The sequence below is a fragment of the Burkholderia sp. FERM BP-3421 genome (assembly GCF_028657905.1).
Taxonomy (GTDB): Bacteria; Pseudomonadota; Gammaproteobacteria; order Burkholderiales; family Burkholderiaceae; genus Burkholderia.
In genome coordinates this window covers 667387-691916 of the sequence record NZ_CP117782.1, presented here as the reverse complement: position 1 = coordinate 691916, position 24530 = coordinate 667387, and the positions used below count along the sequence as shown (strand labels likewise).

Sequence of the window (24530 nt, the reverse complement as noted above, 5' to 3'; positions counted from 1 at the left end):
CCTCTCAGACAGCTTCAGCGTTGAGCGCCTGCTCTGCTTCGCAGCGCGCCTCGATGTCGTCGGCCATCGCCATGCAGGCCTTGCCCGCGTCCTGCAGGCCGCGCGAATTGGAAAACGGGCGCGGCAGCACGTAGGTGTAGAAATGCGCGCCTTCCACCACGTAGCCGAGCGCCCACAGGTTCGGGATCACCGCGCCGTCGCGGTTGATCACGTTGACGCCCGCCGTGATCTCGATGCCGCTCGGGCTGAATTCACCGTTGCGGAACGGCGTGATGGCGCCGGACGCGAGCATGTTCCGCACCAGCGGCGACGGGCTCGTCTCGGGCTCGAACAGGTCGACCTTGGCGCGGATCAGCACGTCGAACGATTCGCGGGCCGGCGTCTCGAAGCGGTCGGTCGACAACGTGAAGCACTGCTCGTCCTCGTCGTAGCCCAGCTCCGGCTTGGGACCGAAGAAGGACAGCACGCCCGCGTCCATCAGCGCCAGCATCTCCATGTTGCGTTCCTTCGGCGGCCCGCTCGCGATGCGGTTGCTGATCGAGCACCAGTACGACAGGAAGCGGCGGTGCGATTCGGGCGTGAGCCGGCAGTAGTCGACGGCGTGCCGGATGTTGTCGCGGATGTCGCGCAGGATGTCGGCCGAGGCCTTGCGCGGGTTGTCGACGTTGCCGCCGAAGCAGTCGGCGATGTCTTCGGTCAGGTGGCCGCGCACGTACTTTCGATAGGCCTCCTGATCGACGAACGTCAAATTGGCGGCGGGCAGCATCAGCAGGTCGACCGCCGCTTCGATGTCGGGCTCCGGCACATAGGTCTCGGGATCGGCCCAGACGCCCGTCACCGAACGCGAATACACATAGGCCATTTCCTTTCTCAGCGTCGGCCACAGATCGCGATCGAAATCGAGCTGCTCGTTGCCGCGCTCGCGGCGGTTCTTCGCGCGGCAGACGTCGACGAAATCGCGTGTGAAGAATTTCGCCTTGTACTGGCCGTAGGTGCCCTTCTGGTTCACCGCGCGGCCGCCCGCCGGCAGGCCCTGGCGCGAGAACACGGTGAGCTTCGGCTCGCGTCCGCAGGCGATGTAGCGATAGCGGTCGAACGACACCTTCTCGAAGCGGCCGCCGAGGCCGATGGTCAGCGCCGAGATGGCATCCGCCGCCGTCAGGCCCGTGCCGCAGATCGCCACGCGCGCCTGCGCGCTGATCGCATTGAGCGAGGTGATCGGATACGGCGACTTGAAATAGGCGAGATGGCTGTTGCCCGCCTTGCCCTGCTCGACCCAGCGGTCGAACTTGTGGTCGAACGCGTCCTTGCCGCCGAGGCTGTGGCCCATCGTCATGAACACGTAGTTCGCGTCGATCCGGAAATCGCCGTCGAGATGCACCTCGATCCGCTGCGCATCGATCGACACGATGTTCACGACGTTGCGGCGATGGTTGATCACGTTCACGTAGTCGGGGAGGCTGTCGAGCAGGCGGTCGTATACCCAGGTCAGGTACTCGCCCAGCACGGCGCGCGGCAGATACATGTTCTCGTCCACCGGTTCGCCCTCGTCCGACACGACGTAGCGGCCATCCAGTTTCTTGTAGCCGCGATCGAGCGCCCACTCGAGAAAGGACGGGCCGGGCAGCACCGGGCCGGAATCCGTGACGGACTCGTCGCAATACATCGTGATCTGCGCGGCGATGGTGTTGACCAGCAAATGATCCGGCTGGCTCCATTCGTGAATGCCCTGACCTGGCGTGGATGGATCGATCAGATGCAGGTCAATACCGACATCCAGTTCGCGCTGCGAAAGCACGGCGTGCAATCGTTCGAGGAGCGTCAGCCCGCGCTGACCCATTCCCACAATGGCTACACTAATTCTTTCCATATTTGTTCCCGAATTATTTAATCATATACACCACACCCGGATTCAATAATCGAAAGACAAAACCTCCCCCCGGCGCTGGTCTCGCGACAGCACCGCTCCAGCCCGCCCGACGGACCTTACAGGCCTATCAAATGCACGGGGATCGGATGCCTCCAATTACCACGCGATCAGCGTCGAATTAGGCAATCCGCCCTCGACATCAATCACCAGGCAAATTCTATTTACAGGTGACCGATGGGGATAATTCAAATTTTTGATAATGCATTCGCTTTTCAAGAAACAGTTGCCCGCAGATTTAGAAGCAATGAAACTATCCTAATAAAGGAAATTTCCCGTATTACGAGGAATTTCAAATTCATCGATGGATGGGTGGGGCAAATCGCGGGGCGTATGGCATGGATCTAAGGGCATTGCAGATATTCAAGGCGGTCGTCGACGAAGGCGGCGTGGCGCGCGCCGCCGAGCGCCTGCACTGCGTTCAGTCGAACGTATCGATGCGCATCAGGCAGCTGGAAGACATGCTGGACACCCAGCTGTTCGAACGGGTCGGCAAGCGCCTGACCGTGACCCCGCGCGGCGTCGTGCTGCACGGCTATGCCGTGCGTCTGTTGCAGCTCGCCGACGAGGCGCGGCAGATGGTGAAAGGATCGGGCATGCCCTGCGCGGAGCTGCGCATCGGCGCGATCGTGACGACGGCGACGCTGCAGCTGCCGCATGCCTTGACGGAATTCCATCGCACGCATCCCGCGGTGCAGTTGCACGTGAACGTGGCCACCTCCGGCAGCATCGTGCGCGACGTGCTCGGGCAGGAGCTCGACATCGGTTTCGTCGTCGGCCCGGTGCGGCACGAGGAACTTCAGCAAGTCGAGCTCGACGCGGAGGCGCTCGTGCTGCTGACCGATCGCCGTCACCCGGTGATTCGCAGCGCCAAGGATCTCGCGAACACGATGATCATCGGCTTTCGCGAAGGCTGCGCGTACCGCAGCCGCCTGCAGCGCTGGATGGCCGAGGCCGGCGTGCCGTGGTCGCGCACGCAGGAGTTCGACACCGCCGAGGCGATCCTCGGCTGCGTCGCGGCCGGGCTCGGCGCCGCGCTCATGCCGGCCGCCCTGGTCGACACGCTCGGCTTCACGGATCAGATCCAGTGTCATCCGCTGCCCGAGAAATATGCGCTCGCCAGGACGGTGATGATCTGGCGCAGCGACAGCCGGCACGACGCCGACCACCGCCTGCTCGCGGACAGCCTGCGCGCCCACGCCGCCCCGCCCGCCCTGTTCGCGCCGCCCGTCGACCTCTGCGACATCTGCGACACCTGACTCCCTCGACGCGCCGGCGCACCGCCGGCGTCACGACACGCGCAGCTCCTGTCCCTTGAGGCTGCGCACGAACGCATCGCGCGCGTTGTGACGCGCGATGTCCTTGCGCCAGACGAAGTGCACGCGATTGCGCGCGACGTCCGGCAGCACGGCATGGCACTTGATGACATTCGTCAGGTCGCGGCGCTCGATCAGCGAGCGCGGCATCAGCGACACGCCCATGCCCGCGCCGACGCACGCGATGATGACCTCGAGCGCGCCGAACTCCAGCACGATGCGCGGCTTGATCCCCGCGCCTTCCAGCCAGCTCTCGAAGCGTGCGCGATGCGTGCCGTCCGAACGGAACGCGAGGAAGCTGCAGCCGCGCAGGTCCTCGGCCGACGTGACGGTCGGGTGGCTGTGGTCGGTGATCAGCAGCAGTTCCTCGTCGAACGCCGCCTCCTCCGCCAGCTCGTCGGACGTGACCGGCGCGGGCACGAGCGCGATGTCGAGGCGATGGCCGATGACGGCGTGCGTGATCTGCTCGATCGAGCCGGTCTCGATCGTCATGTCGACCTTCGGGTAGCGCTGGTGGAACCCGGCCAGCATGCGCGGCAGGCGCGCGGCGGCGGTGGCCTCGGTCGCGCCGATCCGCAGGCGCCCGGCGGGCTCGCCGCCGCCCTTCACGATCGAACGCGCCTCGTCCGCCAGCTGCAGCATGCGCTCCGCGTAGCCGAGCAATTGCGAGCCCTCATTCGTGATGACGAGGCGCCCGTTGACGCGATAGAAAAGCGGAATGCCCAGCCGGGTCTCGAGTTGTCGCAGCCGGGTCGAAACATTGGACTGCACACAGTTCAGCACGGTGGCCGCGCGGGCAATGCCGCCCTCGTCCGCAACGGCCTTGAAGATCTTCAACGCCTGCAAATCCATCCTGGTCCCTCGTCACTTTCGCTTGCCAATGACGTATTGGCTGTCCTGCTCTGGGTTGCCCTCGTCAAACGGGCGGGAACGGGCGCGGTCGTGCCGCGCGTAGGCTCGCCTCACCAGACCGGCCTGGTGATGGAAAAACAAAGCGGCGAGAAGTGAAGCGTGAAGCGCTGCGCCGTGCGCGAACCCGCGCGCGCGGCGGACCGGCCGGGCACTCAAGCGCCGTCGGCCGATGGAGGTCGGTAGGTGCGCGCGCGCCGCTGGCCCTTGCGGTGCGGCCGCCCGCCCGCCGGCGCAATGGCCGACGCAATCGGAACGTCTCTCATGATTATTCTCGGACTAGAAATGATTGTTTGTCGACATGATAGCGAACTATGCGAACAATGGGTTTCTTTTTGAAAGGAAATAGAAATATATGTCATGCGACGTCATGATTCTTCGGTCCGCCGCTGCGCCGCGCGGGCCGGCGCGCCCGCCCGCGCGGCCTCGGATAGAATGCACGCACTCCCGCCGACCGACCGGCCGGCTCACTCCCATGAGGCTCCCATGATCGTCAAACCGCGCGTGCGCGGCTTCATCTGCGTGACCGCGCATCCGACCGGATGCGCGGCGAATGTCGACGCCCAGATCGACTACGTGCGCGCCCACGCGCCGCACGGCGACGGACCGAAGAAGGTGCTGGTGATCGGCGCGTCGACCGGCTACGGGCTGGCCGCCCGCATCAGCGCCGCATTCGGCTACGGCGCCGCAACGCTCGGCGTGTTCTTCGAACGCCCCGGCGCCGCCGACAAGCCCGCCACGGCCGGCTGGTACAACAGCGTCGCGTTCGAGCAGCGCGCGGACGAGGCCGGCCTGTATGCGGCCAGCCTCAACGGCGACGCGTTCTCCGACGAGATCAAGCAGAAGACCATCGAGACGATCCGCCGCGACCTCGGCCAGGTGGACCTCGTCGTCTACAGCCTCGCCGCGCCGCGCCGCACGCATCCGCGCACGGGCGAGACCTTCACGTCGACGCTCAAGCCGGTCGGCCGCGCCGTCAAGCTGCGCGGCCTCGACACCGACCGCGAGACGATCCGCGACACGCAGCTCGAACCCGCGACCCAGGACGAGATCGACGCCACCGTCGCGGTGATGGGCGGCGAGGACTGGCAGATGTGGATCGACGCGCTGCTCGCGGCCGACGTGCTCGCGCCCGGCGCGAAGACCACCGCGTTCACCTACCTCGGCGAGAAAATCACGCACGACATCTACTGGCACGGTTCGATCGGCGCGGCCAAGCAGGATCTCGACCACAAGGTGCTCGCGATCCGCGACACGCTCGCCGCGCGCGGCGGCGACGCGCGCGTGGCGGTGCTGAAGGCCGTGGTCACGCAGGCCAGCTCGGCGATCCCGATGATGCCGCTCTACCTGTCGCTGCTGTTCAAGGTGATGAAGGCGCGCGGCACGCACGAAGGCTGCATCGAGCAGGTTCATGGCCTGTACCTGGACAGCCTGTACGGCGCGAACCCGCGCCTCGACGAGGTGGGCCGCCTGCGCGCCGACGGCAAGGAACTCGACGCCGACGTGCAGGCTCAGGTCCAGGCGCTGTGGAACCAGGTGAGCGACGCCAACCTGTACGAGCTGACCGACTTCGCCGGCTACAAGCACGAATTCCTGCGCCTGTTCGGCTTCGACATTCCCGGCATCGACTACGACGCGGACGTCGCGACCGACGCGCCGCTGCGGCACCTCGTCTGACCCGCGCGCGGACGTCGCGCGAGGCGACGGCCGCGTCACCGTCCTTTGGCCGGCATCGGACGCGGCACGGTCGACGCCCCACGTTCGGAGACGTGCGCGAATACGACCACCGATGCGGTGCTGCCCGCGATGGAGCCGGCACGCGCGACAGGGTCGCGCGCGGCGCCTTCACCGCATGCGCGAATCTCGCGGACGGCGCGCCCAAGGTCGCGCCGCGCCGATGACCACCACGCTGGCCCAGTCGCCCGCCCGGATATCAGACGTCGCGCTCACGCCCGCCCTGCCGCGGCTGCTCGCGCGCTGCGCATCGGCGCGCGGGCCGGCCGCGCGGATCGCCGCCGGCCGCTCTGTGCGGCTCGCGAATGCGATGCGGCTTGCCCCGACCACGGCGCCGGCCGCGCCGAATATCGACGCGTGCCGACGAGCCGGCAGCGCCGCGGCGCGCCAGCCTTGGACGAATCGAACACGCTGGAAGTCGACACGCGCGCCGCATCGCATCGGCACGGCGTGCGCCGGGCATCCCGACGAAGGAACCCGTCGCCGCGCTCAGCGCGACGACGGGCGGATGCAGGCAGGAGCGGCGCTTACGACCGCCCGCCGTCCGCGGCCGCCGCGTCGCGCTTCGCGCGCCGCCAGCCGGCGAAGCTCAGCCACGCAGGCGCCAGCTCGTCGGCGTCGAGCGGCGCCACGCAGTAGGACGCGCCCGCCCACTCCGGCACCGGCAGCGGCTCGGCCGAACGGACCCCGATCAGCTCGGGCCGGTACGCCTGATGCGGCCAGAACAGCGGCATGATCCTCCGCTCCGCCATGCCGCGGTGCAGCCGCGACGGCGCGCCGGCATCCGCCGCGGTGTCGCACTGGAACGACCATTCGTCGGCATCCCAGGCCACGAACACCGACGCCTGCCCGGCGTCGTCGAACATCAGCACCGCATTCTGCTCGGGCCGCCAGTAGTATTCGACGATCTCGCCGCGCGCGACCCGCTCGTCGAGCAGGCGAACGACGCGCGGATCGCAGTAGGTCGCGCCGATGTCGTGCACGCTGATGTGGCCGCGCAGCGCGCAGTGCTTCTTCTTCGCCTCCGCCAGCGCGGCCGTGAGCTTGCCCGGCATGCCGGGATCGCTCTTCCTCAGATAGAAGTCGATGAGCCCGGCGTTGAACGCATCCACCGCCTCGCGATCGCCCGCCGCGCCCGTCAGCAGGATCCGCGTGCACACGGCGCCCTCGAGCGAGGTCAGGAAACGCAGCCCGTCGATCTCCGGCATCTCGTAGTCGACCACCACCGCGGCGACCTCCTCGAAGCGCGACGCATCGTCGAGCGCATCGCGCCCCAGCGCGTTGCTGCCGCCCTTCTCGACTTCCGAGTAATCGGCGCCCGCGATGCGGGCCACGGGCACCGCGCGATCGCGCGACGTCATGAAATCGAGCGCGGCCCTCGGGCGCGTGAAAAACCGATTCAATTCCCGATCCCGGAAGCGTCCCCGCAAGCCATCGAGAAAATCCGCACTATCGTCGAGAAAGACAACTGATACCGGGTGAAACATCGGTTGCCTGACAAAGGAGCTCATTTCTGCCTCGGGAAAAAGAAAGTTACGCGCGCAAACGATAAACGAATCAAGCCGCGCCCCGATTATCCAGCGCCGTCCGGAATATCGGCAAGCCCCCGCGCCCGCGCGCGCCGGCCGCCACGCCAAGGCTTCGCTATCACGCCGGATAAAGGCGGTAAGAATCCGTCATTCCGCCAATACAGGGGGAATGCGCTGCTACCGCCTGTAGCGATGTTTACGAGGACCTGATCATGTTGAATCGCGACGCTATTCCCGCCCTGCTCTCCCGTGGCCCGGCACTGCTGACGCCCGACGGCATGGACGTGACCGCTCACAAGACTTTTCACCATGTGATCGATATCTATCTCAAGGATTCGAATGCCTTCATGAACACCTATTTCGCGCGTTATTTCGAATGGCAGGGCATCTGCCGCGAACGCTGGTTCCACGAGTGCATCGACAACAACCTGTTGGGCGCGGGCGGCAGTTTCATCACGAAGCGCGCGCACCAGGAATATGTCCAGGAAACGTTCCCGTTCCAGCGGGTCGACTGCTACCTGAACACCGTCAAGGTCAGGCAGTGCTCGGCGTACCTGCTGTTCCGCTTCTACGTGGACGGCCGCCCGGTGTCGATGGGCTACCAGCAGATCCTGTTCGCCGGTCCGGACAAGCGCATTCGCCGCTTCCCGGCCGGCATCCTCGCGCGGGTCGAGGAATATGAACTGAGCACCGATATGGCGACTCTCTGAGCGCCGTGATTCACCCGATCCGATAGTCTCCGGACGGTTGCGGCAGATCGCGAAGCCTGCGGTCTGCCGCCGACCCCGGCTCCGGCAACTGCAGCGTGAAGGTGGTGCGCACGCCCTGCGCCGATTCGCACGCAATGCCGCCGCCGAACGCCTCGCACACGCGCCGGCAGAACGTCAGGCCGACGCCCGTGCCGCGGCCGTGCGCCTTGGTCGAATAGAACGGATCGAAGATCTGCGGCAGGACATCGGGCGCAATGCCCGGCCCGCTGTCGCTGAAGCGCAGCACGCAAAAGCCCTCGCTGCGATAGGCGGCGATCTCGATGCGGCCCTCGCCCACCGAATGAATCGCCTGGATCGCATTTTTCAGCAGGTTGAACAACACGAACATGAGCAGCGTGTCGGAACCGGAGAAGCGGATCTCCGGATCGATCTGCGCGACGGACACGAGCGCGCGCTCGCCGTCCCGGAACGGATAGCGTTCAAGCGCCGCCTCGACGCACGCGCCCACCGAGTGGACCGCGAAGCTGCGCTTGTCGAGCCGGTTCAGGGTCAGCGAGGCGAGCGACATCTCGACCACGGTATTGGTGCTGTCGACGTGGCGACGGATCGCGGACACCAGCGCGGGCAGCCGCTCGGGCTCCTCGGCGGTGTCGAGCCGGTCGTCGACCAGGCGATGCTCCACCGCCAGGCGGTAGCCGCGCATCAGCTCGGGCAGCGCGTGGCGCAATTCGTCGGCATGCAGGCCGATCGTCGCGAGCGGCGTGGCGACCTCGTGCGCGACCGTCGCGAGCGTCAGGTACGGCCCCATCAGCCCATAGCGCACGATCGACACGGCCAGCATGCCCAGGCTGACGGTGATGAACAGCACGCCCAGCGGATACAGCTCGTAGCCGTAGTTGACAAGGTAGTCGGTGGCCGCGAGCGAATACAGCCCGAGACTGACGAGGCACAGATCGAGCAGCCGCCGCGAACCGGCGTTGGTGATCTTGCGCCGCGCACGCAGCAGCAGCCAGGCGGCGCGGCAGACCAGGAAGACCGTCTGCGCGACGTGCAGCGGATGCAGCCGCCCGGCGCGCGGGTAATAGCCGAAGAAATAGGAACCGAAGCCGTCGACGACTTCGTTGCTCGTGACGAGCAGCACCGCCAGCACGGCGCTCAGCGCATACGACGCGAGCAGCAGCGGCCGCTCGTCGCGGCGCGCGACGACCTCGACGACGAAGTGATAGAAGGTGGTCGGCAGGAACAGGATGAACAGATAGCCGATCTTGACGAGCAGGCCCGCGAGATCGGGGCTCGTGGCCTGGAACAGCAGCGCCCAGGTGCCTTGCCACACGAAGGTCGTGACGCACATCACGGCGAACGGGATCGATACGCGCGTCGCCCCCTCCGTGATCAGCACGTAGGTGCCGAACCCGAGAAACAGCGCCGATACGAAGGCAGGCAATAACGAGTACATGGAGCTGGTTCGCGTTTCCCGTGTTCCCGCCGAGCGCATCACTCGCGAGCGGCCGTCTCGTGAGCGGGAATTGGCGCGGCGCTCGCCGTGCGTGGTTGAAATCGTCTCCGGATAGTTGGCTTCACCGATACCGGGGAATTTTTGTTTCGTGGCGCCGGGAAAACCCACCCCGATGCAGCTGCGATCTTAACGCATCTTCAGGGGTGGGGCGGAGGTCGATTTCATTGCGTTAGAGCAAATGATCGCGCCATATTCATGAACAATATCGGGAAATAGATCGAAAACCTTCAATTCGTTCGACGCTGAAAATGATCGGGAACGTAAAGCGGAAGAACGAGGCGCGACGATTTGTCCCGGCCCCGATTGCAAGACCGCGCGGCCGACGTTCCGCGAATTGCACCGCAAGGGATGTGCGCAATGCATCGGCTTCGGTCAAGACGGAACGGCATGCGCTCGCAGGACGCATCGGGCGCCCCGGCGCGATCGGCTCGGCTCGCGCGCCGGCCCTTTCCCTTCCCGCTCCGGCCTCGCCGCTCAGGCGCGCGACAGCCTGCGTCCGCCCGCGCCGCCGCGCCGCTTGTCCGCGCCGAACGCCGCCGCCATCGCCTCGCCGAAGCATTCAAAGGGACGCGCGAGACGCCCCGCCGGCGCACGATGCACGATCCAGGCCTGGACCTGCGGCCGGAAATCCCGCACCGAGAGCATCCTCAAGCGCGCCCGGAACGGACTGCGCTCGAATGCATCCCGGGACGTCAGCGTGACCCCGAGCCCGCGCGCGACGAGCGACAGCCGCAGGTCCGAACTGAGCGCCTCGATGCCGATCTGGAACGGCAGGCGCTCCTGCGCCATGCGCCGCTGGATCACGCTGCGAAAACCACACCCATCCTGGTTGATGATCCACGGCAACGCCGACAACGCCTGCAAGCTCACCCGCGCCGGCAGCGCGACGTCGTGCGGCGCGACTACCGACAGCGCTTGCAGGCCGACCGCGCGCGCCTCCACATCGCCCGGCGGCGCAACGTCGTCGGGCAGGCAGAACGCCGCGAGGTCGATCTCGCCGCGGCGCAGCCGCTCGGTCAATTGCTCCGGCCAGCTCGTCGTCACGCAGACCGCGAGCTGCGGAAACGCCGTGCGCAACGCATCGAGCGGCGCGGCGACCGCCAGCTCCGACAGATAGGGCGTGATGCCGAGCCGCAGCTCCCCCGCGACGTCGCCGTCGGGCGACAGCCGCGTCTTCAGGTCGTCCAGCACCCGCAGCAGGCGGCGGCCGTGCTCGTAGGCTTCGCGGCCGGCCGCGGTCGGCCGCAGCGGCTTCGATTGACGATCGAGCAGCGCCGCGCCGAGCAGCGTTTCGAGACTCTGGATGCGACGGCTCACGCCCGGCTGCGTGAGATGCAGCCGCGCCGACGCCGCCACGATCGAGCCCGTCTCGACCACCGCCAGGAATGCTTCCATGTCACGCGTGTTCATGCGGATTCCACATAATCTTCATGAGGATATTTGAATTGCATCATACAAATTTCCCCGCATAATTTCAAAGACCATCATGCGTGATTGTTATTCCCCATACGATGAACGCCACGAATTGCGCCGCGCCCGCGCGCCGCGCCGAGCCCATTTCCGCCGTCCCGCCGTACCGCTCGCTGTGGGCCGCCTGCTTTCTCGGCTATGCATCGATCGGCATGACGATCCAGGTGATGCCGTCGTTCACCCACGATCGTCTCGATGCGAATGCGGTCGTCGCGGGCCTCGCGGTCACGATCGGATCGCTCGCGACGATGCTGAGCCGGCCCTTCGCAGGCCGCTTCGCCGACGTGCGCGGATCGCGGCCGATCGTGATCGCGGGCGCGCTGCTCGGCGTGCTCGGCGGCCTGCTGCATCTGGTCGCGGCCACGCTGCCCGTCCTGATCCTCGCCCGCCTCGTCCTCGGGGCAGGCGAAGGCGCGCTGTTCACCGGCTGCATCGGCTGGGTGCTCGCGCACGCCGAGCCGAGCCGACGCGGCAAGATCGCGGGGCACTTCGGACTGTCGATGTGGGCCGGGCTCGCCTGCGGCCCGATGCTCGGCGCGGCCGTGCTGGTCATCGGCGGCTATCGGGAGGTGTGGATGGTCGCGAGCGTGCTGCCGGCCGTCGGCGCTGCGCTGATCGCCCGCACGCCGCGCCTGCCCGGCCCCGCCGCCGCGCCTTCCGCACGTCGCGCGTTACTGCCGCGCGCCGCCTGGTCGCCGGGGGTGTCGGGCGCGCTCGCCGGAATCGGCTACGGCGTGATCGCGGCCTTCCTGGTACCGCGCGTCGCAGCGCTGCATCTCGTGGGACAGGACCTCGTGCTCGCGGCATTCGGCGCCGCGTTCCTCATCGTGCGATTCGCCGGCAGCCAGACCGTCGACCGGCTCGGCGCACCCCGCATGCTGCTGATCGCGCTGCTGACCGAAGCGCTCGGCCTGTACGCGCTGTCGGTCGCCGCTCACGCGCCGGCCGTCTTCGCGGCGACGATGCTGACAGGCGCCGGCCTCGCCATGCTGTATCCGTGCCTCGCCAGTCTCGTGACCGAAGCCGCCGCCGCGCACGAACGCAGCACCGCGCTGGGCACGCTGACGTCCGCCTGGGATCTCGGCATCGCCGTGAGCGGACCACTCGGCGGGTTCGTCGCGGGGCACGCCCACGCCGGATCGTTCATGCTCGGCGCCGTCTCGGCGCTGCTGGCCGCCGCGCCGCTGATCGTGCGGCTTGGCAAACGCCGCGCCTCCGCCGCCTAGACGCGCGGCGCCGCGCGTCGGCGCCGACAGCCGAACGTCGCAACCCCGCTACCACCGCCTTCTACCAGCGCGCGATCTCCGGCGGCACACTGCCCAAGGTCGCGCTGGTCGCCCGCATGCGCAAGCGCCCGACCATGCTCAATGCCATGGTCAGATCCACGGGGAGCGCAGGCGTGAGCGGTCGGCGTAAGGCCGCGCAGATAGGCAAGGCAGATTTAGGTCCGTCCATTTCATCGGCGCATCAAAACCCAGCACGATCGACCGGACCATCTTGAGCAAGACAACAATCGCCAACCACCGAACAACAGGAGCAGGGAACGTCAATCGTATTTCGGGAGCACCATCAATGCGGTGGTGGCAGCACCGTCGCCCCCGAAGCTCTCCAGATACTCGTGCTGTCCCCGCTTCACTCGAACCTTATCGGTGTGGCGATACGAGCCGGGGCCGTCAGGCACGATGACGTACACGGTGTCTCCGCCTACGATCAGATCGGCAACATCGTGATAGGCCATCGCCCTGCCCGCATCCAATCCGATGTTTCCGTCCTTGTCTTTGCTGAACTGATGCACCTTCGCCTCGGCCACTTCACCCACCGCCGCATCTAGCTTAATCATCGAAATTCCGTAGCAGCTCATCGCCGCTCCCGAGCAGTTTAGGATCAGGGCTACTCGCCCGCTGATAACGAGGATAGGCAATCGGCAATACAACCGCGACTGATCTCTTGACGCGCGCGCCAAATTAATCAGCACCGCGCACCTTCATCGGTCTACCCGCCCATCCACCATTCACCGGGACAACCCAGCGCCCAATCGGCTACGCACCCGGCGCAGAAATCTCTATCGAATTTCGGCTCGGCAGTTTAAGCGGCAAGCGGCATAATCTTGCTGCCCCTCGGCTTTAAAGCTTGCCATGAATAGCGCCTCTGTTCAGCCATCATCCCCGATCCTATTTCAACCAAAATAAAATGAAACGCATAGAAGAAGGCCATCGGCAACAATTGCATTACTGCCGCGTATTCAGAGAGGAATTACAAGACGTGATTGATCTCATGACTATTGACGGCGATCCACCAAAGCTAACCAGTGGAAACTATGAGTTTGACAATGCGGAGGAGCTATTCACATTCCTCGGGGAGAACGGGAAAGGCGAGATAAGAATCAGCCGCCACAATCCCTCCACCACTCTTTGGAGCGACGGCCGACTGTATGCAACTGTGTCGACGTATGACACCAGTGACGCAAGCGTTGCGCTATTTCAGCGGATAGCCACCACTGTCAGAGGCTGCGAAGGCACGAAGCCTCTGCGAGATCGGGGATGGGTCGCATTTACTTCGGGAGCTGTGTTTTGGCTCGGGATCGGGCAGACAGTGTTCCACTACAAGTCGTGGCAAGCGGTGCCCTTTGCCTGCTTAGCAGGTATCGGCCTTGCGATGTGCATTGCCATATTTAGGCCAAGGCCACGCCGGGACACCGTGTTTTATGGCATCCGACGTGATGCCCGGAAATCGTTCTGGCAGCGCAAGCGCGATGACATCCTCGCCAACTTGATAGCGGCCGTCATAGGCGCAGCTCTCGGTGTCGGAGGAACATTGCTAACCCAGACGCTCGGCAAACAATGACGCGGCCCCAGCATAGTAGGCCCACGGGTAGATTCCATTCACACCCTATTCACGCTGAACCGTGAATGGGGCCAACTTAGCCACAGTCGCTCGCGTTGATAAGCGCTTGTTTTGGAATGAATTTCTGGCCCGCCCTACACGATTCGAACGTGTGACCTACGGCTTAGAAGGCCGTTGCTCTATCCGTCTGAGCTAAGGGCGGTCATGAAGAAGGAGGAAAACAGCGGCGCGTTCGGCGCGCCCGAGGCGCCCAAAAAGCCGAGCCAAAGATTATACCCGATCGTCAGACCAAACCAATCCGCCGACCGGGAACACTCAACACCCGCAACCCACGCCCGCTCAAGCCGGCTGCGCGTGAAACGCGAACCACCCCAGGCAGAACAACCCCGCGAGCACGCAATACAGCCCGAACGAAGCAAGCCGCCCGCGCCCTTCGAAATAGCGCATCAGGAAGCGCACGCTCAGATAGGCGGCGATCGCGGTCAGCACGCCGCCCAACACGGCATCGGCCAGTTGCCCCGGCGCATGGAACAGCTTCGGCACTTCGAGCAGCCCCGCCGCGAAAATGATCGGCGTCCCGAGCAGGAACGAGAATTCCGCCGCCTTCTCCGCGCTCAAACCCGCCGCATTGCCCGCGATCATCGTCAAGCCACTCCGCGAGAACCCGGGAATCAACGCCCCCACCTGGGCGAGCCCGACGAAAAACGCCTGCCTGAAGGTCAGCTTCTCCGGCGGCAGATGCGCGCGCGAGCGCTGCAGCCGATCGCCGAACCACAGCAGCACGCCGTTGATGATCAACGCGATCGCCACGATCCGCAGATCGTGAAACACGCGCTCGAGGCGCTTCTCGAGCAGCAAGCCGACGAGCCCCGCGGGAATCGTGCCGATGATCAGCGCCCACATCATGTGGCCGTCGTCGTTGCGACGCCCGGCGAGCGCTGCGAAGAACCCGCGGATCAGCGCGACCCAGCGCGTGCGGAAGTACCACAGCAACGCCACGGCCGTACCCAGGTGCAGCGCGACGAGGAACGGCAGGAGTTGCGGCGCATGCTTGTCGATATGCATGCCGAACAAGGCGGGCACGAGCAGCGTGTGGCCCAGGCTGCTGACGGGAAAGAGTTCGGTGACGCCCTGCAGGACGCTCAGAAATACCAGAAACCAGAGGCTCACGCGTCGGTCCTTTTTATCGGAGAAATTAAGCGAGGAGATCGGCGCGACGACACCGCGCCGCCCAGAAAAACCGCGCCCCGATTATGCCGACGGGAAACGTGCGCGCCAAGGCATCCAGCGCCGAATGGGCATCTGGCCCACAAGCGGCTCGATGCCGTAATGAAATTGAAATAAAAAACCCGCCATTGATTGAATGGCGGGTTTCATTGATGCGAAATGTATCGTGTCAGCGATTGACGCGATAGAAAAACAGTACCGTGCTGCCGGTGAACATACCAAACAGCGTGAGGCCCATTGCGGTTGCCAGATCCATGCTCGCTCCTGAAAGAGTCAAGACTCGACGCCAAGATGGGTGACGCGTAGACGGCATTGTCCTTACAACTCACGATTTTTTACACTCGCGATTTCCCTGGACGGGTTTACCCTGCCTCGGTCAGCGCACGCACCGCACAGGCGCGCGCCGATCCGCTATGCTGGCGGCCCGTCGACCACTCGCAGACTATATCCGCCATGCCGACCTTCCAGCAACAGGACATCCTCGAACTCCAGGACGGGCCGTCGCGCGTGCGCATCGCGCCGCAAGCGGGCGGCCGGCTGCTCGCCTGGGACCTCGGCGACGACGCCGTGATCTTCTGGCCCGCCGAGGCGGACTGGTCGAATCCGGCGAAAATCCGCGGCGGCAATCCACTGCTGTTCCCGTTCCTCGGCCGCCATCGCGTCGACGGCCGGCTCGGCCGCTGGCGCGACGCCGCCGGCGTCGTGCGCGACCTGCCGGCGCACGGCTTCGCCCGCGACCTGCCCTTCGCCGCCCAACCCGATGCGGACGGCCGGGGCGTCACGATGACGCTCGACAGCGGCGCGGCCACCCTGGGCGGCTATCCGTTCGCCTTCCGTTTCGCCGCCGCGTACCGGCTCGCCGACCCGCACACGCTCGACGTCGCGCTGACCACGACCAACACGGGCGAGGTGGCGCTGCCCTATTACGCGGGCCACCACTTCTACTTCGCGCTGCCGCATGCGGAACGCGCGGCCGCGACACTCGATCTGCCGCCCACCCGGCGGCGCCACCAGCAGGAAGACGGCTCGATCAGCGCGGCGGAACCCGGCGCCGCGCGCTACACGCTCGACGACGAGGCCATCCTCGACCAGTTCCACTGCCTCGACGGCGCCCCCGCGACGCCGGTGCGGATCGCGATGCCGGGCCGCCGCCACGCGATCGAGCTGGACCTGCAGCGCCCGGGTTCGATCCCGTGGTACGCGGTCACGACCTGGACCGAAGCGCCGCAATCGGATTTCTATTGCGTGGAACCGTGGCTCGGGCTGCCGGACGCCATTCACAACGGTCTCGGCCTGCGCGAGCTGGCGCCCGGCGCGACCGAAACCGCCGCGCTGCGGATCCGCGTCAGCCCGCTGGCCTGAAGGCGCGACGGCCCCCGCGAGACGGCGCATGGGGCCCCGCCGCGAGCGCGCCGGAACGCCGCGCGACGCAAGCGAACGGTAAGCACTCTCTCGAACCCGTTAAAATCGGACGTTTTGTATCCCTGCCGCATGTCGCGGCAGCGCTTTGCGAGGTTCAATGTTGGTGAATACAACGAGACGGCTCATCGTGGCGTCACTGGCCGCCCTGCTCGCCGCCTGCGGCTCGGCCCCGGTCGGTCCCGGCTTCTACCGCGTCGAACGCGGCGACACGCTGTCGAAGATCGCGCGCGACAACCGCCAGCCGGTCGCGAACATCGTGCGCTGGAACAAGTTGTCCAATCCTGACGCCATCGAGGTCGGGCAGGTGCTGCGCGTCGATCCGCCGCCCGGCACCGCCTCGACGGTCGGCACCGGCAGCGCCGGGCGCGCGAAGAGCAGCGGCGGCAACGCCAGCAGCGCGGGCGCGAGCCGCCCGGCGCCGGCCGAGCCGGCCGCCAAGCCGCCGACCAACATCGCGCTCGTGTGGCCCGCGGCCGGCGAGGTGGTGCGCACGTTCAACGGCGCCAACGCCAAGGGCATCGACATCGCGAATGCGGCCGGCACGCCCGTCATCGCGGCGGCGGCCGGTACGGTCGTCTACTCGGGCAATGGCCTGCGCGGCTACGGCAATCTGCTGATCATCAAGCACAACGGCGATTTCCTGACCGCCTACGCGCACAATCGCGCCCTGCTCGTGAAGGAGGGCCAGACGGTCACGCAAGGCCAGAAGATCGCGGAAATGGGCAATACCGACAACGATCGGGTCGCGCTGCACTTCGAGCTGCGCTACGGCGGCCGCTCGATCGACCCGTCGCGTTATCTGCCCGCGCGCTGACAAAGGGATACCGCGCGTGGCGAACGCCCGCGTGGACAAAACCGGGAGGGAGAACGATCAGCGCTTGCGCAGACGGCCGTGCAAACGGCCGGAGAGCGGATCGACACGCCGCGCGAACGCGATCAGCGCGCCGATTCCGATCAAGCTGAGCCCCGCAGCAATCAGAAACAAGTTCATGGTCGAATCGGTTATGAGTGCAACGATAATACGCATCCTTCAAAATTCTTGCATCGAGGCCGGCCTCGGATACGCGCGCACTATCGCCTGAATGGCATGACGATCCGGTGTAATGTTCATAGAAAACAGTGACACCGGAGACCCGCCGTCATGCTGCCCGACGCCCAAGATTACGATTATCTGTCGACCGGCTTCGCCTGGTCGATTCCCGCGCGCTACAACCTCGGTGTCGATACCTGCGACAAATGGGCGGACGGCAGCGGCCGCCTCGCGCTCGTGCACGAGCGCGCCGACGGCACGCTCGAACACTTCAGCTTCGACGCGCTCAAAGCCGCCTCCAACCGGCTCGCGAACAGTTTCGCGCGCGCCGGCATCCGTCCCGGCGACCGGATCGGCATCTTCCTCGCGCAAGGGCCGCAAACTGCGATCGCGCATCTCGCCGCCTACAAGTTCGGTGCGATCGCGGTGCCGTTGTTCGCGCTGTTCGGTGCCGACGCGCTCGAGTTCCGCCTGTCCGACAGCGGCGCGGTCGCGCTCGTCACCGATCGCGCCGGCTACGAGAAGATCGCCCCGCTGCGCGCGCAGTTGCACGCGCTCACCACGGTCTATTGCATCGACGACGCCCCCGATCTCGCCGAACCCGGCGTGCTGTCGTTCGACGCCGTGCTCGACGCCGAATCGCCCGACTTCACCGCGGCCGATACCGCCGCCGACGATCCGGCCCTGATCATCTACACGTCGGGCACCACCGGCAAGCCGAAAGGCGCGCTGCATGCGCACCGCGTGCTGCTGGGCCACCTGCCCGGCGTCGAGCTGTCGCAGAACCTGTTTCCGCGCGATGCGCGACTGTTCTGGACGCCGGCCGACTGGGCCTGGATCGGCGGCCTGCTCGACGTGCTGCTGCCCTCGTGGCATCACGGCGTGCCGGTGCTCGCGCGCCGCTTCGAGAAGTTCGACGGCGAAGCCGCGTTCGACCTGCTCGCGCGGCACGGCGTCACGCACGCGTTCCTGCCGCCGACCGCGCTGAAGCTGATGCGCGGCGTCGAACGCCCGCGCGAACGCTTCGCCCTGGCGCTGCGCGCGGTCGCGAGCGGCGGCGAAACGCTGGGCGACGAATTGATCGCCTGGGGGCGCGATGCGCTTGGCGTGACCATCAACGAGTTCTACGGACAAACCGAATGCAACGTGGTGGTGTCGTCCTGCGCCGCGCTGTTCGAGCGGCAGCCCGGCGCGATCGGCAAGGCCGCGCCCGGCCATGAAGTCGCGATCGTCGACGCGGCCGGCCGCACGCTGCCGGCCGGCACGCCCGGTCATATCGGCGTGCGCGCGCCCGACCCGGTGATGTTCAGCGGCTACTGGCACAACCCCGCCGCGACGCACGCGAAGTTCGCGGGCGACTACCTGTTGACGGGCGACATCGGCGTCGCCGACGCGGCGGGCTTCATCCGCTTTGTCGGCCGCGACGACGACGTGATCACGAGCGCCGGCTACCGGATCGGCCCCGGGCCGATCGAGGACTGCCTGCTCACGCATCCGGCCGTGCGCATGGCCGCCGTGGTCGGCGTGCCGGACCCGGTCCGCACCGAGATCGTCAAGGCGTTCGTGGTGCTCAACCCGGGCCATGCGCCCGATGAGGCGCTCGTGCAGGCCCTGCAGGCGCATGTCAAAACCCGGCTCGCCGCGCACGAGTATCCGCGCGCGGTCGCGTTCGTCGACAGCCTGCCGATGACGGCGACGGGCAAGATCATCCGGCGCGCGCTGCGCGACGCGTGAGCGTCGCCGCCGCGGCCGGCGCGGAGGCCGGCGCGATGGTTTATAGTGGCGCCACTTATTTTCCCCACGACAGTCATGGCTTCAAACGAAACTTCCGCGGACGCCTCGCACAGTCCGCTCTACGCCCAACTGCTCGGCGAAACCGCGAAGATCGACTGGTGCGATCTGGAACGCTTCTTCGCCCAGGGCAAGCTGCTCCTGGTCGCCCGCGACCTCGATCTCGTCAGCGTCGCCGAGTCGATCGCGAGCGACGACAAGGACCAGGTCACCCGCTGGCTGTCCGCCGGGCTGGTCCAGCGCATGCCCGCCGACGCCGCCCAGGACTTCGCGGCCCGCACGCCCGAGCTGTGGGCGGTGGTGGTCTCGCCGTGGGTGTGCGTGCAGGAACGCGCGTAAGCCCGCGCGATGTCCGTCCCCTCTCCGTCCGCGCCCGCGCCGGGCACCGCCGCCCGCTGGCATGGCCGCGTCCTGGCGCTCGCGCTGCCGATCATCCTCGCGAACCTGACCCAGCCGATCCTCGGCGCGGTCGACACCGCCGTCGCGGGTCACCTCGACGGCACGCAGTATCTCGGCGGCGTGGCGCTCGGCGGGCTGTTCTTCAACTTCGTCTACTGGGGCTTCGGTTTCCTGCGGATGGGCACGACCGGCCTCGTGGCGCAGGCGCACGGCGCGGGCGACGCCGTCGCGATCCGTCTCAACGTGCTGCGCGCCCTGATCCTCGCGGGCGTGCTCGGCAGCACGGTGCTCGCGCTGCAAACCCCGTTGCTGGCCCTGGCGTTCGCCCTGCTGGGCGGCAGCGACGCGGTGCGCGCCTCCGCGCTCGCGTATTCGCAGACGCGGATCTGGGCCGCGCCGTTCGCCCTCGCCAACTACGTGCTGCTCGGCTATCTGCTCGGTGTGCAGCGGGTGCGGCTCGCGCTCGTGATCCAGATCTTCATCAACGTGGTCAACATCGGCGCGGTACTGCTGTATGTGTATCGGCTGAACACGGGCGTCGCGGGCATCGGCGCCGCGACCGCGACCGCCGACGTCGCGGGCTTCGCGCTCGGCGCGCTGATCCTGTGGCGTCAGCGCACGCGCGGCCTGCCGCGCCCGACGCTCGCCGCGCTCCTCGATCGGGGCGCGCTGCGCCGGCTCGTCGCGCTCAACCGCGACATCTTCATCCGGACCCTGTGCCTGCTGACCGCGTTCGGCTGGTTCGCCCATCTCGGCGCGCGCCAGGGCGACGCGACGCTCGCCGCGAACGCGCTGCTGCTCAATTTTCAGACCTTCATGGCCTATGCGCTCGACGGCTTCGCACACGCGACCGAGACGCTCGTCGGCGCCGCCAAGGGCGCGCGCGATCGCCGCGCGTTCCGCCAGTCGCTGCGCGTCGCGAGCCTGTGGGCCGGCGGCGGCGCGCTCGCCTTCGCACTCGTGTATTGGGGCGCGGGGCACTGGATCGTCGCGCAACTGACCGATCAGCCCGGCGTGCTCCGCGTCGCCGAGCGCTACCTGCCGTGGGCGGCCGTGTCGCCGGTGATCTCGGTGTGGGGTTTCCTGCTCGACGGCGCGTTCATCGGCGCGACCGAGACCCGCGCGCTGATGCGCTCGATGGCCGCCTCGCTCGCGATCTTCGTCGCGGCGACCTTCGCACTGGTCGGCTCATTCGGCAATCACGGCCTGTGGATCGCGCTGCTGATCTTCATGGCCGCGCGCGGCGCGACGCTCGCACGCCACCTGCCCGCGCTCGACCGTTCGATCGCGCGCGGCGACTGAGCCGCGCGCGCCTTCCTTCTTATTGCACGGCCGGCGCCGTCGGCGCAGGCTCGCCCAGCATCGACGGCGGCGTCATGTCGGTCGGCACACCGTGATAATCGACGGGATCCTGCGGAGGAACGCCGCGATGCGCGGCGCGGGGATCGCTCGCGCAGCCGGCCAGCGCGGCCGCCGCGAGCGCGACGAGAATCAAACGGGTCATGAAACATCCTGTGAACGGGAGCGCGACAGCGACATGCGGCCGCGACAAGCCCGGGGAGTCTAATGGAAATCGCGCCCGCCGGCAGCGGACGCCCGTGTCGCCACGATCCGGCCCGCTTTCATTCCGCCCGGCCTGACCTACTATCAAGGGATGGCGCTGAAGCCGCGGAAAGGAGGGCTGCCATGGATACCGAATCGATTGCGGGCCTGATCGGCCTGGCTATTGGGCTGGGCGTACTCGTCGGCCTGTCCGTGTTCGAATCGCGCGAATACAAGCGAGCGCACGGCGGCGAAGGCATGATTCATCACTGGATGGCCGAGCACCATCTGCTCGACTGGCGACGCAAACACTGACACTGACACTGACGCGCGCCGCATTCCCAATCCGTCACGACCGGCACCGGACGCCGCGCGTCCGGTCTCGCCGCGGCAATGCGCATGCGGCAGTGACCGCGCGGCAACCGGGCAACACGCGCCCCGCGCGTTGCCCATGGATCGACATGACCGGCGATCCGGCGCGCGCCGCGACAGCGCCGCGCGCGACCGGAATCCGCCTTACTGCGTTTCGCCGAGGAAGTGACGCGCGTAACGGGCGTTGATCTCCGAGAGCCGGAACAGCGTCAGGAAATCCGCGCAGTTGAAATCGGGATCCCACGCGGGCGCCCCGCAGATCTTCGCGCCGAGACGCAGGTAGCCCTTGATGAGCGCGGGCGGCGCGACTTTCGCGCCGGTTTGCAACTCGTCGACCGGCAGCGGCGTATGCGGGAACGCGCGGTACTCGGGCGTGGTCAACGCATCGCCGAGCGACTGATACAGGTTCGCCGCGTAATGGCCGCCATCGGCCATCGACACGCTCGCGCAGCCGAGCATCGTCTCGTAGCCGTTCTGCATCATGTAGGCGCCGAGGCCGCCCCACAGCGACATGATCACCGCGCCGCTGCGATAGTCGCGATGCACGCACGAACGGCCGACTTCCACCATCTTCGCGCGCAGGTGGGTCAGGCGCGACAGGTCGAACTCCCCTTCCGCGTACAGGCGCCCGATGCGCGCCGCCTGATGCGGCGGCAGCACCCGGTAGGTGCCGACCACCTTCAGTGTGTCGAGATCGCGCACCAGCAGGTGATCGCAATACGGATCGAACGAATCGACATCGAGGCCCGCGGGGCCGCTGACCTGTGCGCCCATCTCGTCGGCGAACACGTGGTGGCGCAGCCGCTGCGCTTCGCGCAGCTCGTCTTCGCTGCGCGCCCACGCGGCGCGCAGACGATATTCGGAGGTGACGGTTTCCGCGGCGCGGGGCAAACGGCGACGCGGCAGATCGAGAGGCAGCGAGGCAAAGGGGAGCGTGGGCGTCGGCAGTTCTCGCATGTAGGCTTTCCTGGTCGTAAGAAAGGAGACGACATGCACGCCAATGTAGTAACCGGCCGTGAAGCTTGCGTGGCAAAACGGTGTCTATTCGATGACGTGTCGCCGAATTGACTTTAGCAGAATGCCTGAAATGCCGTTTGATCGACCGTAATCAAATCAGATCGGGGGAGATCGCCGCACGCAGCACCGCCTGCCGGCCACCGTCGCGCGTGCGGCTTGCGAGCCACAGTACCGCGCCCTTGCGCAACGACCAGCTGTCGTCCACGCCGCCGAGCAGGCGCGCGGCGACCGCGCCGAGCGTCGGCTGGTGGCCGACCACGAGTACCGTGGGCGCAATGCCGTCGGGCCAGCCCGCGACCGTGAGGACGTCGGCAACGCTGCCGCCCGGCGCCAGTTCACGCACCGTGCGGTACTGGTCGGTCAGCGCCTCCACGGTCTGCACGGTGCGCGCGGCGGGGCTCGCGAGAATCACGGCGCTGCTTTCCATGCGCGCGCGCAGCCACTTGGCGACCGCTTGCGCGTCCTTGCGGCCGCGCGTCGTCAGCTGCCGCGCGAGATCGCTGGGCGCCGAGTCTTCCGCTTCGGCGTGGCGCCAGAGGATCAGGTTCATCATGGGGAGAGGCTCCGGAATCGGTGGGATAAGCCGACCTTGCGTCGGGGTTGCGCGCCCTCGCCTGCCGGCCTCGGGTCGCGTCGTGCGTCTGATGATTGACCTTTATATATCATTGACGCTAGAATTACCGATTCCTCGGAGCGTAGCGCAGCCTGGTAGCGCATCTGATTTGGGATCAGAGGGTCGTAGGTTCGAATCCTATCGCTCCGACCAAGGATATCAAGGGGTTACAAGTCATTGGCTTGTAACCCCTTTCCTTTTTCCGAGGCGCCGCCGCGAAGCCTCTCTCGGCTCGACCGCCCTCGTTCCGCGTGCTTCGTCAGCACATCCGCCGGTCTCCTACCGGGCGGATCCCGCCAGCCCTCAATCCACCCTGTACCAGCGACCCGTCTCCGGGCACACGGCGGCGGGCCCGTCGTTCAACCAGACTTGCTCGTCGTCCACGTGTGGCGGGATCGAGGGCTCGGCGTCGTAGGCCACCTCGAGTACTCGCCCAACCCGGGCGTCCTCGATGGGAAGCTCCCAGGTCAGGAAGATCTGGATGCAATCCTGGTCCGATGCGAAATCGGCCGCGTCGAAACCGTCGCTGCCCCGCCGAATGACGCCATGCGGCTGACTGGGATCGAACAGCACGGCGGTTCCCCGGGTCAGGGGAATGCGACGCCCCGTAGAGGGAAAATGCACGTCCAGTCCCAAGTCTTCGCTCAGGAAGAGATTGCAGAAGGCCGCGCCGCCATATGGCCCGCCGTCGTGGTGATATCTCGCGCCTCGACAGGCCATCAAGGCGACCTCACTGGCGGCAAGCACGCCGGGCAGTCCAAGCGCGCCGGTCCAGTCGTTCATTGCCTGCACGCAGCGCGTGTAGTCCGGCCAGCGCGCCTGCGTCCGCGCCAGAGGCATGACCTCGACATCCCCCGGCTCCAGCACGAGCCGCGACGAAGTCTCTCTTTTCCAATCCGCAAGCACGCGCGCAGAGGGCATCGGGACATCGAGCGCGCCGGACAAAACAATGTCGCTCAAACGTCGACTGCGGATGACGTCGCCGCTCCAGAAATACGAGGTCAGTCTGTTTTGCATGCGATGTTGTCGGAGGAGGCGCTCATCGGGGCCATTGTAACGATTCGGCCAGACCATTCCGGCTGAAACCGGCCGCCGGCCCCATGTTCCGACCTTGGCGACACAGGGGCATCCCGCGTTATCCGCCAGCCAGGGCATTCGATCG

Annotated in this window: 23 protein-coding genes and 2 tRNA genes; 12 read left to right on the top strand and 13 right to left on the bottom strand. The window is 66.7% G+C overall.

Annotated elements, in window-relative coordinates:
* Positions 1-4: 4 nt before the first annotated feature.
* The gene (locus tag Bsp3421_RS19050) at positions 5-1798 is read right to left on the bottom strand and encodes an FAD/NAD(P)-binding protein (protein ID WP_274002416.1); all 1794 of its coding nucleotides are present in this window, start codon (positions 1796-1798) and stop codon (positions 5-7) included.
* Positions 1799-2280: 482 nt separating this feature from the next.
* On the opposite strand from Bsp3421_RS19050, the gene Bsp3421_RS19045 reads away from it, so the two are divergent.
* Positions 2281-3186 (top strand): LysR family transcriptional regulator, encoded by a 906-nt coding sequence (locus tag Bsp3421_RS19045; RefSeq protein WP_274002415.1) that lies wholly within the window; start codon positions 2281-2283, stop codon positions 3184-3186.
* Between the two features lie 30 nt (positions 3187-3216).
* Here Bsp3421_RS19045 and Bsp3421_RS19040 read toward each other — a convergent pair whose 3' ends face one another.
* The gene (locus tag Bsp3421_RS19040) at positions 3217-4095 is read right to left on the bottom strand and encodes a LysR family transcriptional regulator (protein WP_274002414.1); all 879 of its coding nucleotides are present in this window, start codon (positions 4093-4095) and stop codon (positions 3217-3219) included.
* A 543-nt stretch (positions 4096-4638) separates the two neighbouring features.
* Between Bsp3421_RS19040 and fabV the strand changes: the two genes are divergently transcribed.
* A complete protein-coding gene (gene fabV / locus Bsp3421_RS19035) occupies positions 4639-5829 on the top strand; it encodes an enoyl-ACP reductase FabV (protein ID WP_274002412.1) in 1191 nt (396 codons plus the stop codon).
* A gap of 584 nt (positions 5830-6413) precedes the next feature.
* Here the strand turns inward: fabV and Bsp3421_RS19030 are convergent.
* A complete protein-coding gene (locus Bsp3421_RS19030; protein ID WP_337995310.1) occupies positions 6414-7247 on the bottom strand; it encodes a response regulator in 834 nt (277 codons plus the stop codon).
* Between the two features lie 380 nt (positions 7248-7627).
* On the opposite strand from Bsp3421_RS19030, the gene Bsp3421_RS19025 reads away from it, so the two are divergent.
* Positions 7628-8125, top strand: coding sequence for an acyl-CoA thioesterase (locus Bsp3421_RS19025; protein WP_274002410.1), 498 nt, complete (start codon positions 7628-7630; stop codon positions 8123-8125).
* Positions 8126-8135: 10 nt separating this feature from the next.
* Here the strand turns inward: Bsp3421_RS19025 and Bsp3421_RS19020 are convergent, their stop codons facing one another.
* Together Bsp3421_RS19020 and Bsp3421_RS19015 are read right to left on the bottom strand one after the other, a co-directional pair.
* Positions 8136-9581 carry a sensor histidine kinase gene (locus tag Bsp3421_RS19020; protein WP_274002409.1) on the bottom strand — a complete coding sequence of 482 codons (1446 nt, stop codon included), beginning with the start codon at positions 9579-9581 and terminating at the stop codon, positions 8136-8138.
* Positions 9582-10115: 534 nt separating this feature from the next.
* Positions 10116-11051, bottom strand: coding sequence for a LysR family transcriptional regulator (locus Bsp3421_RS19015; protein WP_274002407.1), 936 nt, complete (start codon positions 11049-11051; stop codon positions 10116-10118).
* A gap of 101 nt (positions 11052-11152) precedes the next feature.
* On the opposite strand from Bsp3421_RS19015, the gene Bsp3421_RS19010 reads away from it, so the two are divergent.
* Positions 11153-12337: an MFS transporter gene (locus Bsp3421_RS19010; RefSeq protein WP_274002405.1), complete on the top strand. Its 1185-nt coding sequence runs from the start codon at positions 11153-11155 to the stop codon at positions 12335-12337.
* 320 nt (positions 12338-12657) lie between these two features.
* Here Bsp3421_RS19010 and Bsp3421_RS19000 read toward each other — a convergent pair whose 3' ends face one another.
* Positions 12658-12972, bottom strand: coding sequence for a hypothetical protein (locus Bsp3421_RS19000; protein WP_274002404.1), 315 nt, complete (start codon positions 12970-12972; stop codon positions 12658-12660).
* Positions 12973-13301: 329 nt separating this feature from the next.
* Between Bsp3421_RS19000 and Bsp3421_RS18995 the strand changes: the two genes are divergently transcribed.
* Positions 13302-13955 (top strand): hypothetical protein, encoded by a 654-nt coding sequence (locus Bsp3421_RS18995; RefSeq protein WP_274002402.1) that lies wholly within the window; start codon positions 13302-13304, stop codon positions 13953-13955.
* A 125-nt stretch (positions 13956-14080) separates the two neighbouring features.
* Here Bsp3421_RS18995 and Bsp3421_RS18990 read toward each other — a convergent pair.
* Both Bsp3421_RS18990 and Bsp3421_RS18985 read right to left on the bottom strand, forming a co-directional pair.
* A tRNA-Arg gene (locus Bsp3421_RS18990) sits at positions 14081-14157 on the bottom strand.
* Between the two features lie 137 nt (positions 14158-14294).
* Complete coding sequence (locus Bsp3421_RS18985; protein WP_274002401.1) at positions 14295-15125, bottom strand: undecaprenyl-diphosphate phosphatase; 831 nt, start codon at positions 15123-15125, stop codon at positions 14295-14297.
* 510 nt (positions 15126-15635) lie between these two features.
* On the opposite strand from Bsp3421_RS18985, the gene Bsp3421_RS18980 reads away from it, so the two are divergent.
* Positions 15636-16544: an aldose epimerase family protein gene (locus Bsp3421_RS18980; protein ID WP_274002400.1), complete on the top strand. Its 909-nt coding sequence runs from the start codon at positions 15636-15638 to the stop codon at positions 16542-16544.
* A gap of 157 nt (positions 16545-16701) precedes the next feature.
* Entirely contained in the window at positions 16702-17418 is a 717-nt protein-coding gene (locus Bsp3421_RS18975; protein WP_274002399.1) for a peptidoglycan DD-metalloendopeptidase family protein, read from the top strand.
* A 57-nt stretch (positions 17419-17475) separates the two neighbouring features.
* Here Bsp3421_RS18975 and Bsp3421_RS18970 read toward each other — a convergent pair whose 3' ends face one another.
* A complete protein-coding gene (locus Bsp3421_RS18970) occupies positions 17476-17631 on the bottom strand; it encodes an LPXTG cell wall anchor domain-containing protein (RefSeq protein WP_252983284.1) in 156 nt (51 codons plus the stop codon).
* Between the two features lie 114 nt (positions 17632-17745).
* Between Bsp3421_RS18970 and Bsp3421_RS18965 the strand changes: the two genes are divergently transcribed.
* From Bsp3421_RS18965 to Bsp3421_RS18955, 3 genes are all read left to right on the top strand, one after another.
* Positions 17746-19368 (top strand): acyl-CoA synthetase, encoded by a 1623-nt coding sequence (locus tag Bsp3421_RS18965; protein WP_274002397.1) that lies wholly within the window; start codon positions 17746-17748, stop codon positions 19366-19368.
* 75 nt (positions 19369-19443) lie between these two features.
* The gene (locus Bsp3421_RS18960) at positions 19444-19764 is read left to right on the top strand and encodes a DUF2288 domain-containing protein (protein ID WP_274002395.1); all 321 of its coding nucleotides are present in this window, start codon (positions 19444-19446) and stop codon (positions 19762-19764) included.
* Between the two features lie 9 nt (positions 19765-19773).
* Entirely contained in the window at positions 19774-21126 is a 1353-nt protein-coding gene (locus Bsp3421_RS18955) for an MATE family efflux transporter (protein ID WP_274002393.1), read from the top strand.
* 19 nt (positions 21127-21145) lie between these two features.
* On the opposite strand, the gene Bsp3421_RS18950 is transcribed toward Bsp3421_RS18955, so the two are convergent.
* Complete coding sequence (locus tag Bsp3421_RS18950) at positions 21146-21328, bottom strand: hypothetical protein (RefSeq protein ID WP_274002391.1); 183 nt, start codon at positions 21326-21328, stop codon at positions 21146-21148.
* A gap of 182 nt (positions 21329-21510) precedes the next feature.
* On the opposite strand from Bsp3421_RS18950, the gene Bsp3421_RS18945 reads away from it, so the two are divergent.
* Positions 21511-21681 carry a hypothetical protein gene (locus Bsp3421_RS18945; protein ID WP_274002390.1) on the top strand — a complete coding sequence of 57 codons (171 nt, stop codon included), beginning with the start codon at positions 21511-21513 and terminating at the stop codon, positions 21679-21681.
* Between the two features lie 201 nt (positions 21682-21882).
* On the opposite strand, the gene Bsp3421_RS18940 is transcribed toward Bsp3421_RS18945, so the two are convergent.
* Entirely contained in the window at positions 21883-22695 is an 813-nt protein-coding gene (locus tag Bsp3421_RS18940; protein ID WP_274002388.1) for a GNAT family N-acetyltransferase, read from the bottom strand.
* Positions 22696-22846: 151 nt separating this feature from the next.
* Entirely contained in the window at positions 22847-23308 is a 462-nt protein-coding gene (gene sixA / locus Bsp3421_RS18935; protein ID WP_274002386.1) for a phosphohistidine phosphatase SixA, read from the bottom strand.
* A 136-nt stretch (positions 23309-23444) separates the two neighbouring features.
* Here sixA and Bsp3421_RS18930 point away from each other — a divergent pair.
* A tRNA-Pro gene (locus Bsp3421_RS18930) sits at positions 23445-23521 on the top strand.
* 150 nt (positions 23522-23671) lie between these two features.
* Here Bsp3421_RS18930 and Bsp3421_RS18925 read toward each other — a convergent pair.
* The gene (locus Bsp3421_RS18925; protein WP_274004274.1) at positions 23672-24385 is read right to left on the bottom strand and encodes a hypothetical protein; all 714 of its coding nucleotides are present in this window, start codon (positions 24383-24385) and stop codon (positions 23672-23674) included.
* Positions 24386-24530: the final 145 nt, after the last annotated feature.

Coding starts and splice junctions, on each gene's coding strand:
- Bsp3421_RS18975 (WP_274002399.1), top strand. CDS start 16,702: ATGTTGGTGAATACAACGAGACGGCTCATCGTGGCGTCACTGGCCGCC.
- Bsp3421_RS18925 (WP_274004274.1), bottom strand. CDS start 24,385: ATGCAAAACAGACTGACCTCGTATTTCTGGAGCGGCGACGTCATCCGC.
- Bsp3421_RS18955 (WP_274002393.1), top strand. CDS start 19,774: ATGTCCGTCCCCTCTCCGTCCGCGCCCGCGCCGGGCACCGCCGCCCGC.
- Bsp3421_RS18995 (WP_274002402.1), top strand. CDS start 13,302: ATGAAACGCATAGAAGAAGGCCATCGGCAACAATTGCATTACTGCCGC.
- Bsp3421_RS18960 (WP_274002395.1), top strand. CDS start 19,444: ATGGCTTCAAACGAAACTTCCGCGGACGCCTCGCACAGTCCGCTCTAC.
- Bsp3421_RS18945 (WP_274002390.1), top strand. CDS start 21,511: ATGGATACCGAATCGATTGCGGGCCTGATCGGCCTGGCTATTGGGCTG.
- Bsp3421_RS19010 (WP_274002405.1), top strand. CDS start 11,153: ATGAACGCCACGAATTGCGCCGCGCCCGCGCGCCGCGCCGAGCCCATT.
- Bsp3421_RS19015 (WP_274002407.1), bottom strand. CDS start 11,051: ATGAACACGCGTGACATGGAAGCATTCCTGGCGGTGGTCGAGACGGGC.
- sixA (WP_274002386.1), bottom strand. CDS start 23,308: ATGATGAACCTGATCCTCTGGCGCCACGCCGAAGCGGAAGACTCGGCG.
- Bsp3421_RS18940 (WP_274002388.1), bottom strand. CDS start 22,695: ATGCGAGAACTGCCGACGCCCACGCTCCCCTTTGCCTCGCTGCCTCTC.
- Bsp3421_RS19020 (WP_274002409.1), bottom strand. CDS start 9,581: ATGTACTCGTTATTGCCTGCCTTCGTATCGGCGCTGTTTCTCGGGTTC.
- fabV (WP_274002412.1), top strand. CDS start 4,639: ATGATCGTCAAACCGCGCGTGCGCGGCTTCATCTGCGTGACCGCGCAT.
- Bsp3421_RS18950 (WP_274002391.1), bottom strand. CDS start 21,328: ATGACCCGTTTGATTCTCGTCGCGCTCGCGGCGGCCGCGCTGGCCGGC.
- Bsp3421_RS18980 (WP_274002400.1), top strand. CDS start 15,636: ATGCCGACCTTCCAGCAACAGGACATCCTCGAACTCCAGGACGGGCCG.
- Bsp3421_RS18970 (WP_252983284.1), bottom strand. CDS start 17,631: ATGCGTATTATCGTTGCACTCATAACCGATTCGACCATGAACTTGTTT.
- Bsp3421_RS19025 (WP_274002410.1), top strand. CDS start 7,628: ATGTTGAATCGCGACGCTATTCCCGCCCTGCTCTCCCGTGGCCCGGCA.
- Bsp3421_RS19000 (WP_274002404.1), bottom strand. CDS start 12,972: ATGAGCTGCTACGGAATTTCGATGATTAAGCTAGATGCGGCGGTGGGT.
- Bsp3421_RS19030 (WP_337995310.1), bottom strand. CDS start 7,247: ATGACGTCGCGCGATCGCGCGGTGCCCGTGGCCCGCATCGCGGGCGCC.
- Bsp3421_RS18965 (WP_274002397.1), top strand. CDS start 17,746: ATGCTGCCCGACGCCCAAGATTACGATTATCTGTCGACCGGCTTCGCC.
- Bsp3421_RS19040 (WP_274002414.1), bottom strand. CDS start 4,095: ATGGATTTGCAGGCGTTGAAGATCTTCAAGGCCGTTGCGGACGAGGGC.